Here is a 13,259-nt window from a genome sequence, read left to right on the forward strand (position 1 = left end):
TTTCTGTCTCTTTACTTGCTCGCGCCTATGCCCCCCTCCTCCGCGCGGGCCGGAGCTTTTCCCCCCCCCCCCCCCGCGCGGGGGCCGGGGGGGCCCCCTTCTCTCGTATGTCGCCTTCTCTCGTATGTGGGGACCTGGTGCGGATTCGAGTCGGTAGAAATCGCCGTGAGTGATCCCGGGGTCGACCCGGCTCTGCGTGGGAAGCTGTGCAATGCGACTGCCATACCGCGTTCAAGTTCGGCTCTGCGGTCCTACGACCAACGTACGAGCGGCGGACCGTCTCGCGACAGGGGCCACATCAGATCTTGCCCCTTACTCTGGGGCTCATGAGTGCCCTGGAACCACGAGACGCCGGTAGCGGCAGCGGCACCGCCGTCGAAGCGGCGACACCGGTCCCGCCCGCCGAAACCGAAGGGGTGCTCGGGCGAACCTATCGGGCGCTGAGCATCGGCATCGTCTCCGTCGTGTTCCTGATCGCCTTCGAGGCGACCGCCGTGGGGACCGCGATGCCGGTCGCCGCCCGGGAGCTGCACGGCATCCCGCTCTACGCGTTCGCGTTCTCCGCCTACTTCACCACCAGCCTGTTCGCCATGGTTCTCTCCGGGCAGTGGGCGGACCGGCGTGGGCCGCTGGCGCCGCTCGCCACCGGGATCAGTGCCTTCGGGGCCGGGCTGCTGCTGTCGGGTACGGCGGGCAGCATGTGGATGTTCATTGCCGGGCGGGCCGTCCAGGGGCTTGGCGGCGGGCTGGTGATCGTGGCGTTGTACGTGGTGATCAGCAGGGCCTATCCGGAGCATTTGCGGCCGTCGATCATGGCCGCGTTCGCCGCGAGCTGGGTGATCCCGTCCGTCGTCGGGCCGCTCGCCGCCGGGAGCGTGACCGAGCATCTGGGGTGGCGGTGGGTCTTCATCGGCATCCCCGTCCTCGTGGTGTTTCCGCTGGTGCTCGCGCTGCCCGCGATCCGGCGCCGGGCGTCGGGGCCGGCCGATCCGGCGGCACCCGTCGAACCGTACGACCGGCGCCGCATCCTTCTCGCCCTCTGCATCTCGCTGGGGGCGGGGCTGCTCCAGTACGCCGGGCAGGAGCTGAACTGGTTCGCGCTGCTTCCGGCCGTCGCAGGTGTCGCTCTGCTCGTTCCCGCCGTGCGCGGGCTGCTGCCCCCGGGCACGGGCCGGGCGGCGCGCGGGCTGCCGTCGGTGGTGCTGTTGCGCGGGATCGCGGCCGGGTCGTTCATCGCCGCCGAGTCATTCGTACCGCTGATGCTGGTGACCGAGCGCGGGCTGAGCCCGACACTGGCCGGGCTCTCGCTCGCGGCCGGGGGCGGGACCTGGGCGCTCGGTTCGTACGTGCAGTCCCGGCCGCGGCTCGAACCGTACCGGGAGCGCCTGATGGTGGGCGGCATGGTGCTGGTCGCCGCGGCGATCGCGGCCGCGCCGTCCGTGCTGATCGACGCGGTGCCGGTCTGGACCGTGGCCGTGGCCTGGGCCTTCGGGTGCTTCGGCATGGGCATGGTGATCGCATCGACGAGCGTGCTGCTGCTGAAGCTGTCGGCGCCCCAGGAGGCGGGGGCGAACTCGGCCGCCCTCCAGATCTCCGACGGGCTGTCGAACGTGCTGCTGCTGGCCGCGGGCGGGGCGGCCTTCGCGGCGCTCGGCGGCGGTGCGGTGGGGGCCGTGCACGGGGCGGCGGAGGCGGGGGCGTCGGGGTCCCACCCGGGGGCGTTCGCGGCGGTCTTCCTGCCGATGGCGGGGGTGGCGCTGGTGGGGGCGTGGGTGGCTACGCGGGTGCGGACAAAGCCTTAGGTATCGTTTGGTACCACTCTGGCCCCACTCGATGGTACCGTTTTGGTATGGCTATGAACCTGCGTCTTCGTGACGATCAGACCGAGGCCCTCAAGCAGCGAGCGGAGCAGGAGGGGACCAGCATGCACGCCATACTGCTGCAGGCTGTGGACGACTACCTGGCCAGGACGGCTCAGCAGGCCATCGTCCGCAAGACGGCCAAGGAGCAGGCGGCCAAGTGGAGCGAGCTGATGGACCGGCTCAAGTGACCTGTGTCTACCTGACGTCCGAGGACATCCTCGTCATCGCCGAACATGCCTGCGCGGACATGCATGTCGTCGTGCGCGACGCCGGACTCCTCGAATCGGCGGCACACCGTCCCTCCGCAGCCATGTTCGGCGAGGAGGCGTACCCGGACCTGATCGACAAGGCCGCCGCGCTCCTGCAGTCCCTGGCGATCAACCATCCGCTCTTCGACGGCAACAAACGCACGGCCTGGCTGTCGTGCGTGACCTTCCTGGCGATGAACGGGGTGGATCTGCGTCCCGATATCGATGCTGCGGAACGCCTGGTCATCGCGGTGGCCACAGGGGAAATGGACGAGGTGAAAGTCATCTCTCAGGGGCTGCTCGAGCTGGTCGTCGACGACGTGTGACAGCCATCGCAGTTCCGTGCGGGGCGGCGCAGTTCGAGGCGGTTCACGCCCGGCCCCCCGGTAGGGTGGCCCGGTTGCCGTATCGCGTACGGGCCCGTCCCGGCTTGTACGGACAGCGCCCCACGTACCCGAGAGCCCCGAACCGGAGACCGTGACTACTACCGCCTCCCACCACCTCTCACCCGCCTTTCCCGGCCGTGCCCCCTGGGGCACGGCCGGGAAGCTGCGAGCCTGGCAGCAGGGCGCCATGGAGAAATACATCCAGGAACAGCCGCGCGACTTCCTCGCGGTCGCCACCCCCGGCGCGGGGAAGACCACCTTCGCGCTGACCCTCGCGTCATGGCTGCTGCACCACCACGTGGTGCAGCAGGTCACCGTCGTCGCGCCGACCGAGCATCTGAAGAAGCAGTGGGCCGAGGCCGCGGCCCGGATAGGGATCAAGCTCGACCCCGAGTACAGCGCGGGCCCGCTGAGCAAGGAGTACAACGGGGTCGCAGTCACCTACGCGGGTGTAGGCGTCCGACCGATGCTGCACCGCAACCGGTGCGAGCAGCGCAAAACACTCGTCATCCTCGACGAGATCCACCACGCCGGTGACTCGAAGTCCTGGGGCGAGGCCTGCCAGGAGGCGTTCGACCCGGCCACCCGGCGGCTCGCGCTCACCGGTACGCCGTTCCGGTCCGACACCAACCCGATCCCCTTCGTCGCGTACGAGGAGGGCAATGACGGCATCCGGCGCTCCTCGGCCGACTACACCTACGGCTACGGCAACGCGCTCGCCGACGGCGTCGTCCGGCCCGTGATCTTCCTCAGCTACAGCGGCAACATGCGCTGGCGCACCAAGGCCGGAGACGAGATCGCCGCCCGGCTCGGCGAGCCGATGACCAAGGACGCCATCGGGCAGGCCTGGCGCACCGCCCTTTCGCCCACCGGGGACTGGATCCCCAATGTGCTGAGCGCCGCCGACAAGCGGCTGACCGAGGTGCGCAAGGGCATTCCGGACGCTGGTGGGCTCGTCATCGCAACCGATCAGGAGTCGGCGCGCGAGTACGCCAAGATCCTGAGGAAGGTCACGGGCGAGAAGGCCACCGTGGTCCTCTCCGACGAGAAGGCCGCGTCGAAGAAGATCGACCAGTTCAGCGCGGACGAATCGCGCTGGATGGTCGCGGTCCGCATGGTGTCGGAGGGCGTCGACGTACCGCGGCTCGCCGTGGGCGTGTACGCCACCACCATCTCCACGCCGCTCTTCTTCGCGCAGGCCGTCGGGCGTTTTGTGCGTTCACGCAGGCGCGGCGAGACCGCTTCCGTCTTCCTGCCGACGATTCCGATGCTCCTCGACTTCGCCAACGAGATGGAGGTCGAACGGGACCACGTCCTCGACAAGCCCAAGAAGGGCAGCGACGAGGAGAACCCGTTCGCGGAGGAGGACAAGCTCCTCGCCGACGCCGAGAAGCTGGAGGACGAGGAGACCGAGGAGCAACTGCCCTTCGAGGCCCTCGAATCCGACGCGGTCTTCGACCGGGTGCTGTACGACGGTGCCGAATTCGGCATGCAGGCGCACCCCGGAAGCGAGGAGGAGCAGGACTACCTGGGGATTCCGGGGCTCCTCGAACCCGACCAGGTGCAGTTGCTGCTCCAGAAGCGGCAGACCCGGCAGATCGCGCACAGCCGCCAGAAGCCGGCCTCGGACGCCGATCTGCTGGAGAAGCCGGCCGAGGCGCGGCCGGTGGTCACGCACAAGCAGCTGCTGGGACTGCGCAAGCAGCTCAACACGATGGTGTCGGCATACACCCACCAGAGCGGCAAGCCGCACGGGGTGATCCACACCGAGCTGCGCCGGGTGTGCGGCGGGCCACCGAGTGCGGAGGCCACGGCCGGGCAGATCCAGCAGCGGATCGAGAAGGTTCAGGAGTGGGCCACCCGGATGAGGTGACGGTGGAGTGGCCGGCCCGGGGCGGGGGCAGTGGTCCTCGCCCCGGGCCGGCGTTGTGCGTGCGGATCGGGTGCGGTTGCCGGACGGATGGACACCAGGCGGACGGTTACCAGACGAACGGTGCGGACTGGTTGACCGTGGCCACACACTGAACCGTGGCCGACGTCGGGGACGAGGTCACGATCTGCAGTGACCAGTTGGTGGCGCTCGGTGGACCGGACAGGACCACGGAGTTCGTGGTGTCACCCGCCGCCAGGGTGCCGGAGGTGAGCTTCAGCGGTCCCAGAGTGATCGGGTTGGGGCTGGTCATGCCGGGGTTGGCCTTCCCGGAGAACTGCACCTGACTGGTGACGCCGCCCGAGGTCTTGGTGAGCTTGAGCGTCGTGGTGATGCTGTTCGGGTCGGCAGCGGAGCCGGGCGGCATGGTGATCGCGCTTGAGTTGAGCTTGATGGTCTTGGACGTGCCCGAGTCGGTGGCGGTCAGGGTGGCGAGACCGCTGCCCCAGGTTCCGCAGTCGTACGTAGCCGTCGCGGTGAGCGGGGTCACAGCCTGGGCCGTCGGCGCCAGGGCGAGCGCGGCGGCCGCGGAACAGGCCGCGGCGAGCACGAGCGGGACGCGGACGCGTCTTCGGGTCGACGGCCGTACTCTCAACGGCCGTACAGAAGTGATCGACATGACGGGAGGAACTCCTTCCGGTTGGATTCCTCTGATTCGAGGAAATCGCTGCGCGCGATCTTCTTGCGGATCTGCGTGCCGGGCCCGGCATATCGGGTGCAGTGAAACTGTGATCTCCAGAGATGTCAAGAGATGTCAACAGGTGCGTGGAAAGTGTCCATGGAAATGCTTTTCAGGCATTTCAGGTAACGATCACTCTCCGGGTAATGATCAGTCAATTCTCTCTTGACTTCTCTGCGTGCGACCTCCTCAATGTGCGCAAATCAATGGGCCATGGAGGGGTGTCTGGTGATCCGACGACGAAGACCCGGCGTGACCGGTCTGCTCGCTGCCTGCTTCGTACTGTCACTGAGCTGCGTCGGGGCCACCGCCCAGGCCGCCCCGCCGGACGCGCGGCAGTCAGGGCGGCAGGCCGCCGGCACGGTCACCCCGACCGTCCACTGCTCCCTGCCCGCCGGGCAGGGCGAGGCGACCGGGCCGCAGGAGATGACCGTCGAGCTGTCGCCCGCGGTCGTCGCCCCGGGCGGCAAGGTCCACGCCAAGGTCACCCTCGGCCCGTCCCCCGCCACCAGTGCTCTCGCGCTGGACGACGTGCCGACCATCCCCAGCCTCGACCTCGCCATGTCCGGCGGGGCCGCCGGCACCGTCACCGTGCGGGGTGCCGAGTTCACGATGGACATCCCGGCCGGAAAGCCCATCGAACTCCCTCCGTACGAGGGCGACTTCCTGGTTCCGGCGAACGCATCCGGCGACATCTCGTTCGCCCCGGTCCGCACACTGACGCAGACCAAGGTGCTCGGCTCGGTCTTCGAGACGCCCTGCGACGTGGTCGACGGGGGCGGCAGCATCGGCACCGTCACGGTGGAGGGCACCGGCTCCGAGCCCGCCACCCTGACCGCCCCCGCCGATTCCGTACGCCCCAACACCCCGGTGATGCTGGGTGGTTCGGGCTGGACACCGGGCGGTACCCCCGTGCCTTCGCTCTGCGCGGTGGGCGGTGGCGGCTGCGATCCGCTGAAGTTCAAGAGCCACTCCCTCACCATCGACAGTTACGGAACGCTGCACGGCACGGCCACCCTCGCGGAGGCCGGGGCGGTGCCGGACGGCGCGTACGAGGTGAAGGTCAACGACGGCACGAAGGAAGCCGCAGCTCCCCTCACCGTCAAGGCCGTCGCGGCCGGCGACCGCGAGATCTCGCTCTCGCAGAGCAGCGGACCGGTCGGCAGTGTGATCACGGTCAGCGGCAAGAACTACAACCCGGACCGCTGGATCAATGTCATCGGCCTCGATGCGACGGGCACCGGGCTCGACGACAGCGCGGTCTACGTCAAGAGCGGCTCGGACGGCACCTTCGCCGTCGAGTTCACCGTGATCTCCGATGCCGTCGTCGCCGTCCAGGCCGACGAGGGGAATGATCCGGCGACCGTGCGGACGGCCCCGTTCACCGTCTCCACGGGCGGGGGAGGAGGCGGTGGCAGCGCCGATCAGAAGCTGAACACCTCGGTCAGGGCCGGGACGCTGTCCATGGTCCAGGACGGCGACACCGTCGACTTCGGTACGACGGTCCTGGGCACCGGCAGCGGTGTGCAGCGCTCCCGGCTCAACCGGGTCGAGGTGGAGGACGCCCGCGGCGTCAACAGCGGCTGGTCCCTGACCGCCACCCTCACCGGCTTCACCAGCGCCGGCGGGGACACCATCCCGGCGGGCGCCGTGCGGTGGACACCCAAGTGCACGGCGCAGAACGGGAGTGTGGGCGTGCCGGTGGCAGGGGCGCCCGCCGCGCTCGGGAGCGAGGCGGCGAGCCTCTGCCGGATGAATCCGGACGGATCCCGACCGTTCACCGGCGGCCGGTTCGACGCCGACGCCGATCTCACACTGACGATTCCCGGATCCACCCGGCCCGGAGACTACAGCGCCACCCTGACACTCACTCTTCTCTGAGGGCCGTCGGCTTCTCTGAGAGCCGTCAGGGGGAAAGACCCGGAGATGCCCGCCTGCTCCGTATCGCAATGGAGCAGGCGGGCGTCGCCATTTCGAATTCGGAGCATTCCCGTAGTCATGGAGGAGTCGCATGTTCGTACGGCCGAGATCGAGAAAAACGGAAGGATCGAGAAAGCCGGAAAGACACGGTGCGGTGCTACGCCGCGCCGTCGCCCTCACCACCGGGGCCGTGCTCGTCTGGACCGGCGGAACCCTCGCACTCGCCCCCGCCGCCCACGCCGGTACGATCACGCCGACCGTCCACTGCTCCCTGCCCGCAGGCCAGGGCGAGGCGACCGGGCCGCAGCAGATGAGTGTCGACCTCTCGCCGGCGATCGTCGACCCGGGCGGCAAGGTACACGCCAAGGTCACCCTCGGCCCGTCGCCCGCCACCAGCGGACTCAGCCTGAGCGATGTGCCCACCACCCCCAGCATCGACTTCGCCATGTCGGGCGGCGCCACCGGCACGGTCACCGTCACCGGGCCCCAGATCAACCTCAACATCCCGTCCGGGAAGCCGATCGAGATCCCGCCGTACGAAGGGGACTTCATCATCCCCGCCGACGCGAGCGGACCGATTTCCTTCACCCCGGTGCGCAATCTGACGCGTACGAAGGTGCTCGGCTCCACCTATGAGACCCCGTGCGACGTGGTCAGCGGCGGCGGTTCCATCGGCACCGTCACCGCCGAGGGCACCGCGGGCCATCCGGCCACCCTGACCGCGCCCACCGCCGCAGTCCGGCCGTCCACCGGTGTCGCTCTGACGGGCAGCCTGTGGACCGTCGGCGCCACCCCCGTACCGTCGCTCTGCGCGGCGGACGGCGGTGGCTGCGACACCGGCAAGTTCGTCTCCAGCAGCCTCGCGATCAGCGGCTCGGGGGAGCTGACCGGAAGCGCGGTGCTCGCCGCCGCGGGCGCGGTGCCCGACGGCTCGTACCTGGTGAAGGTCGGCGACGGTACGAAGGAGGCGACCGCACCCCTGACCGTCAAGGCGTATCAGCCCGGCGGGCCACGGGCCATCGCGCTCTCCCGTGCCGGCGCGCCGCTCGGCAGCGTCATCGCGGTCACCGGCAGCAACTACCACCAGGACCAGTGGATCAACACCGTCGGCCTGGACGCCAGCGGTGCGACGCTCGACGATACCGCCGTCTACGTGAAGAGCACCCCCGACGGCACGTTCAGCGCCGACTTCACCGTCTCCGACCCGGCCATCGCCTCGATCCAGGTCGACGAGGGCAACGACCCGGCGACCGTACTGACCACCCCGTTCGCCGTGACCGACGCCTCCGCGACGCTCTCCGCTGGCGCGGCGAAGGTCAAACCCGGCGGAACGATCACTCTCTCCGGTGGCGACTGGCCGACCGGGGCCACGCCCGCCGCCGCGCTCTGCGCCGCCGACGGCAGCGCCTGCGACAGCGCACGGATCAGCGGCTCCACTCTCCGGATCAACGCCGACGGAACGCTCGCCGGTACGGTCACCGTGGCCGGATCCACCCCGCGCGCCGTGTACGCGCTCCAGGTCACCGCAGGAGGAGCGCAGGCCCTCACTCCGCTGACCGTCGCCCCGACCTTTGTCGTCCTCACCCCGTCGGCCGGGCCGAAGGGCACCGCCGTCACCGTGCTCGGGCAGGGGTTCGCGAAGGTCGCCACCGTATCCGTCGTCGGGCTGCGGGCCGACGGATCGCAGACCTCCGACCCGGTGCAGACGAAGGTGGTCGGGCTGGACGGGGCGTTCTCGCAGACCTTCACGGTCAACGCCACCGACACCGTCGCGATCCGGGTCCGGGAGGTCCTTGTCAACCCGCGCACCGAGACCGCGGCGTTCACCGTCCAGGGCGGGACCGTCCCCGCCGGACCTTCCTTCGCGCTCTCGCCGTCCGAGGGGCCCGTCGGCACGGTGGTCCAGGTGACCGGCCGGGGCTTCGCTCCCGTCGCCACGGTCTCGGTGACAGGTCGCACCGCGGACGGGAAGCAGACCTCGGACTCGTACGTCACCCGGGTCATCGGACTCGACGGCACCTTTGCCCTCAACTTCACCGTCCGCGACCCGGCGACGAGGTCGATCAGGGCCTGTGAGGTGCTTGTGAACGGAAAAGTTGTGCAACAGTCGTTCACGGTGAGCTAACGTCCGTTCACGTCCGGTATGCGGGGCGCCGTCGAGCTGTCGGCCGACCTGGACGCGCGTAGACGTCCAGGTTTCGGTCGGCGCCGCGCTGACCGGTGCGGATGCTTCTTCACCACAACTCCACTTCCGCTGACGCCCGGATTCTGAACGGGGTCTTCCGCTGAGCGGACTGGCTCGCTACTGTCCCAAAAAATATGCACGCCCCGTGGCAACGCCGCCGCGGAGCGCAGCCGGTTGCCTTGGCCAGGCCGGCGGCCTCTCCGTGCGTCGCCGCTGGGACCGGGGGCGCACATTCCGTGGGAACCAGCCGCCACTCACCAAAGAGGAGAGAGCGTCGTGACCGCGGAGACCTCCCAGACGCTCGACCGGGGACTGCGAGTCCTCAAACTGCTCGCCGACACCGACCACGGCCTGACCGTCACCGAGTTGTCCAACAAACTCGGCGTCAACCGAACCGTGGTCTACCGTCTGCTGGCCACCCTGGAACAACACGCCCTGGTACGCCGCGATCTGGGCGGCCGGGCCAGGGTGGGCCTGGGTGTGCTGCGCCTGGGCCGCCAGGTGCATCCGCTCGTACGGGAAGCCGCGCTGCCCGCGCTGCGGTCCCTCGCCGAGGACATCGGGGCCACCGCCCATCTCACGCTGGTCGACGGCAGTGACGCGCTGGCGGTCGCTGTCGTCGAGCCGACCTGGACCGACTACCACGTGGCCTACCGGGCCGGCTTCCGCCACCCGCTGGACCGGGGTGCCGCGGGCCGGGCGATCCTCGCCGCCCGCCAGAAGCCGGTGGGCGAGACCGCCTTCACCCTCACCCACGGCGAACTGGAAGCCGGGGCGAGCGGTGCGGCGGCTGCGCTGGTCGGGGTGACGGGGGTCGAGGGCAGCGTGGGCGTGGTGATGCTCGCGGACGCCGTACCCGAGCGTGTCGGCCCACGAGTCGTGGACGCGGCCCGCGAGGTGGCGGACGCGCTGAGGTAACGGCCTCACCCACGATTGGCGGTGCGACGCCGCTGCCAACGTGGGTGAGGCCGTAACACCGGGGCCGTCCGGTGGCCCCCTCCACGGGAGCCGGGCAGCCGGGGCGGGGCCCGGGGCGTCCGACCACCCGGCCCGTACCACCGCCCCGGCGGTTAGATTGGGTGGGTGTTCACTCGTCGCTCGCGCTCCCGCACCATCGCCCTGTGCGCCCTGCCTGTTCTCGCCCTGTTCGGCGTAGCCGCCTTCGCGCCTCTGCCGTTCACGGTGGCGCAGCCCGGCATGACCGCGAACGTGCTCGGGAACGATCACGGCAAACCCGTGATCAGTATCGAGGGCGCGCCGACCCGGCCCACCAGCGGGCAGTTGCGGATGACGACGATCCTCGCGACCGGGCCGACCGTCGAGGTCGGGATCGGCGATGTGGTCGACAGCTGGTTCCGGACGGACCGTGCGGTCATGCCCCACGACTCGGTCTACCCGACCGGCGGCTCCGAGAAGGAGATCGAGAAGCACAACCTCGAAGACATGAAGAAGTCGCAGAACTCAGCCGTCGACGCGGCCCTGAACTACCTTGGCATGCCCAAGAACTCGGTCGACGTCACCCTGAACCTTGCCGATGTCGGCGGACCCAGTGCGGGCCTGTTCTTCGCGCTCGGCATCGTCGACAAGCTTGACGGCGGCGATCTCACGGGTGGCCGCACCATCGCGGGCACCGGCACGATCCAGTCGAACGGGGCGGTCGGCCCGGTCGGCGGGGTGTCGCTGAAGACTCAGGCCGCGCACCGCGACGGTGCGACCGTCTTCCTCGTCCCGAAGGCCGAGTGCAGGGAGGCGACCGCCGAGCTTCCCGAGGGGCTCCGGCTGATCCCGGTCACGACTCTGAACAGCGCGGTGTCCTCGCTCCACGCGCTGGATCAGGGGCGCAAGGTCCCGAGCTGCTGACCTCGGCGGCCGGTGACGGCAGGGAGGCCTCCGGTACCGCACGCCCGGACTCGGACTCGGACCCGGACCGGGCCGCGGACCCCGCTGCCGCATCCCCGGCCCCCGCTCCGTCCATCGTCCGCCACACCGGGAACACCAGCGGGCTCAGCGTCGCCAGCAGGTACACCCCGCCCATCGCCAGTAGCGCACCCCTCGCGCCCGCGCTCTCCACCAGCAGGCCGGCCGCGAGACCGCCCACCGGCATGGCCAGTTCGCCGCCCGCTGTGAGGACCCCGGAGACCCGGCTGCGCAGCTCGTCGGGCACGCTTCCGTAGATCACCGTCGTCAGGATCGGGTTCAGCACCCCGCCCGCGATGCCGCTCAGCGCCATGGTCACGGCGAGCGGCAGCGTCGTCCCGGTCAGCGCCGCGACCGCATACCTGGGCGCCCCGCACAGCACCACGCACACCGTGAAGACGGCCCGCCGCGAGAAACGGTGCCCGACCACCCCGTACAGCAGCGCGCCGGTGAGCCCGCCCGCGCCGAACAGTGCGGTGAGCAGCCCGATGTCCCTGGCCCCGCCCAGCTCGGCGGAGGCGTGCACCGGCAGCAGGACGGCGTTCCAGCCCTGATCGGTGCCGTTCATGAAGAGGACCATCACCACGACCGCGAGCAGCAGCCGGTTGCCCAGCAAGTAGGTGTATCCCTCGCGTAGTTCGGCGCGGTATGCCCGCAGCGAGACGGGAGCGGTGGCCTTTCGCGGCTCGGCCGCGCGTACTCCTCGTACCCCGGCCGCGATCAGCAGCGCGGACGTCAGGAACGTCGCAGCGTCCAGCAGCAGTACGATCTCCGCGCCGACCAGCGCGATCAGTACGCCGGCCAGTGCCGCCCCGACCATCCGGGCGCCGCGCGAGACAGCGTCGAAGAGGCTGGCGGCGCGGGCGAGAGTGGTGTCGGCGTGCTCGGCGAGATCGGGTACGAGGACGTAGCGCGCCGTGTTTCCCGGGGTGTGCAGGAGTCCGCTGACCGCCATCAGCGCGCACAGCATCCAGAAGTCAAGCGCGTCCGCGTAATGCAGCAGCGGGATGGCGGCGACGGCGAGGCCGCACACCAGGTCGGAGGCGACGGAGACCCGCCGACGTCCGATCCGGTCGATGACAGGCCCGCCGATCAGTGCCGAGACGACGATCGGCAGCGTCGCGCAGAGGCGACGACACCGGCCCGTCCCGCGCTGCCCGTGGTCTCCAGGACGAACCACGGTACCCCGATCAGGGTGAGTGAATTCCCCATGGTGGAGATCGAGTTGGCCGCCAGGACCGAGGCGAGCGGCCTGCGGTCGCGACTTCCGGCGTGCGGTGCGCCGTGCGCGCCGGCGCTCCTGTTGCCGTCCGTGTTTTCGTTTGTGTTCATAGGAACTGTTGTTCACCCCCCGTCCATGACTCTAGGCCGTGCGAGGTGAGTGGGCCGAAAGTGTGGGCCGGTTCGGTATCAGGCGCAGGCCCAACTCGACCATGGTCCAGCCCAGTCGGGTCCTCAGGTCTTCGCGCGGGGTGCGCGGCATCAGGCGGAACTCATCGGCCTGGCGGCGCAGTTCGGTGGAGCGGGCGGCGTGCAACTGCAGGTGTGTGTCGGGGTGCATGGCGGTGGGTCCCTTCGGTCGACTCAGGCGTTGGGGCGCGGGAAGAGGTGCAGATGCGTACGGACCACGGCCGAGCCCTCGGTGTCCTCGGGGACGCGTCCGCGATAGCTGTTGACCAGGTCATGGATCTTGTAGGCCAGTTCGCTGCTGAGCTCAGGGTTGAGCCGGATCTTGAAGTCGCTGAGATCCCAGTTCTCGGTCCACTCCTGGGGCCACTCGTGCATCGTGCCGAGCCAGGTGTCCAGCTCCTGGGCGTGGGTCGTGGCGATTTCGTGACTCCTCCCCCCGGATGAATCCGGGGGGCTTCTCCTGTCGGTGGCTAGGCCACGTCGGGAAGGGCCAGCCCGGCCCTGAGTGCGACGTTCCATGCGCCTACCCGGTCCGCGTGGTCGCGGTGGTCACAGGCGGTGCACTGGAACTTTTCGCCGTCGCGGTTCTCGCCGTCCACGTGCCCGCATTCGGGGCAGGTGCGCGAGGTGTTGCGGGGGTCCACCGGGATCAGTACGCGAGCGGCGCTTTCAGCCTTCTGCGCGAGGATGCCCAGGAACACCCCCCAACCCGCGTCAAGAAT

At 69.8% G+C, this 13,259-nt stretch carries 11 protein-coding genes and 2 pseudogenes; 8 read left to right on the forward strand and 5 right to left on the reverse strand.

Annotation, left to right across the window (positions count from 1 at the left end; all coding sequences use genetic code 11):
* The first annotated feature begins 326 nt into the window (after window positions 1-326).
* The 4 genes from ABT115_RS18885 to ABT115_RS18900 all read left to right on the forward strand — a co-directional run bounded on the left by ABT115_RS18885 (window position 327) and on the right by ABT115_RS18900 (window position 4,369).
* Window positions 327-1,802, forward strand: coding sequence for an MFS transporter (locus ABT115_RS18885; protein ID WP_351790819.1), 1,476 nt, complete (start codon window positions 327-329; stop codon window positions 1,800-1,802).
* Between the two features lie 47 nt (window positions 1,803-1,849).
* Window positions 1,850-2,050 carry a ribbon-helix-helix protein, CopG family gene (locus tag ABT115_RS18890; protein WP_327274949.1) on the forward strand — a complete coding sequence of 67 codons (201 nt, stop codon included), beginning with the start codon at window positions 1,850-1,852 and terminating at the stop codon, window positions 2,048-2,050.
* Window positions 2,047-2,436 carry a type II toxin-antitoxin system death-on-curing family toxin gene (locus tag ABT115_RS18895; RefSeq protein ID WP_351790825.1) on the forward strand — a complete coding sequence of 130 codons (390 nt, stop codon included), beginning with the start codon at window positions 2,047-2,049 and terminating at the stop codon, window positions 2,434-2,436. Before ABT115_RS18890 ends, ABT115_RS18895 begins: the two co-directional genes overlap by 4 nt.
* Before the next feature lie 151 nt (window positions 2,437-2,587).
* Window positions 2,588-4,369: a DEAD/DEAH box helicase gene (locus ABT115_RS18900; protein ID WP_351790827.1), complete on the forward strand. Its 1,782-nt coding sequence runs from the start codon at window positions 2,588-2,590 to the stop codon at window positions 4,367-4,369.
* 106 nt (window positions 4,370-4,475) lie between these two features.
* Here the strand turns inward: ABT115_RS18900 and ABT115_RS18905 are convergent, their stop codons facing one another.
* Window positions 4,476-5,045, reverse strand: coding sequence for a hypothetical protein (locus ABT115_RS18905; protein ID WP_351790830.1), 570 nt, complete (start codon window positions 5,043-5,045; stop codon window positions 4,476-4,478).
* Window positions 5,046-5,333: 288 nt separating this feature from the next.
* Here ABT115_RS18905 and ABT115_RS18910 point away from each other — a divergent pair, with 288 nt between their 5' ends.
* The 4 genes from ABT115_RS18910 (at window position 5,334) to ABT115_RS18925 (ending at window position 11,070) form a co-directional block, all read left to right on the forward strand.
* Window positions 5,334-6,986 carry a WxL domain-containing protein gene (locus ABT115_RS18910; RefSeq protein WP_351790833.1) on the forward strand — a complete coding sequence of 551 codons (1,653 nt, stop codon included), beginning with the start codon at window positions 5,334-5,336 and terminating at the stop codon, window positions 6,984-6,986.
* A 193-nt stretch (window positions 6,987-7,179) separates the two neighbouring features.
* Window positions 7,180-9,150 (forward strand): hypothetical protein, encoded by a 1,971-nt coding sequence (locus ABT115_RS18915; protein WP_351790835.1) that lies wholly within the window; start codon window positions 7,180-7,182, stop codon window positions 9,148-9,150.
* 336 nt (window positions 9,151-9,486) lie between these two features.
* The gene (locus ABT115_RS18920; RefSeq protein WP_327367684.1) at window positions 9,487-10,128 is read left to right on the forward strand and encodes an IclR family transcriptional regulator; all 642 of its coding nucleotides are present in this window, start codon (window positions 9,487-9,489) and stop codon (window positions 10,126-10,128) included.
* 165 nt (window positions 10,129-10,293) lie between these two features.
* The gene (locus ABT115_RS18925; RefSeq protein WP_351790838.1) at window positions 10,294-11,070 is read left to right on the forward strand and encodes a YlbL family protein; all 777 of its coding nucleotides are present in this window, start codon (window positions 10,294-10,296) and stop codon (window positions 11,068-11,070) included.
* Here ABT115_RS18925 and ABT115_RS18930 read toward each other — a convergent pair.
* From ABT115_RS18930 to ABT115_RS18945, 4 genes and pseudogenes are all read right to left on the reverse strand, one after another.
* A pseudogene (locus ABT115_RS18930) lies at window positions 11,000-12,339 on the reverse strand (MFS transporter). The gene ABT115_RS18925 and the pseudogene ABT115_RS18930 overlap by 71 nt on opposite strands.
* A gap of 151 nt (window positions 12,340-12,490) precedes the next feature.
* On the reverse strand, window positions 12,491-12,688 hold the full coding sequence (locus ABT115_RS18935) for a hypothetical protein (RefSeq protein WP_351790841.1): 198 nt from the start codon (window positions 12,686-12,688) through the stop codon (window positions 12,491-12,493).
* Window positions 12,689-12,711: 23 nt separating this feature from the next.
* Window positions 12,712-12,963, reverse strand: a pseudogene (locus ABT115_RS18940) (transcriptional regulator); the annotation flags it as partial.
* 44 nt (window positions 12,964-13,007) lie between these two features.
* A partial coding sequence (locus ABT115_RS18945; RefSeq protein WP_351790844.1) for a zinc ribbon domain-containing protein occupies window positions 13,008-13,259 on the reverse strand: 252 nt, incomplete at its 5' end.

Source organism: Streptomyces sp. NPDC001832, assembly GCF_040297265.1.
Taxonomy (GTDB): Bacteria; Actinomycetota; Actinomycetes; order Streptomycetales; family Streptomycetaceae; genus Streptomyces.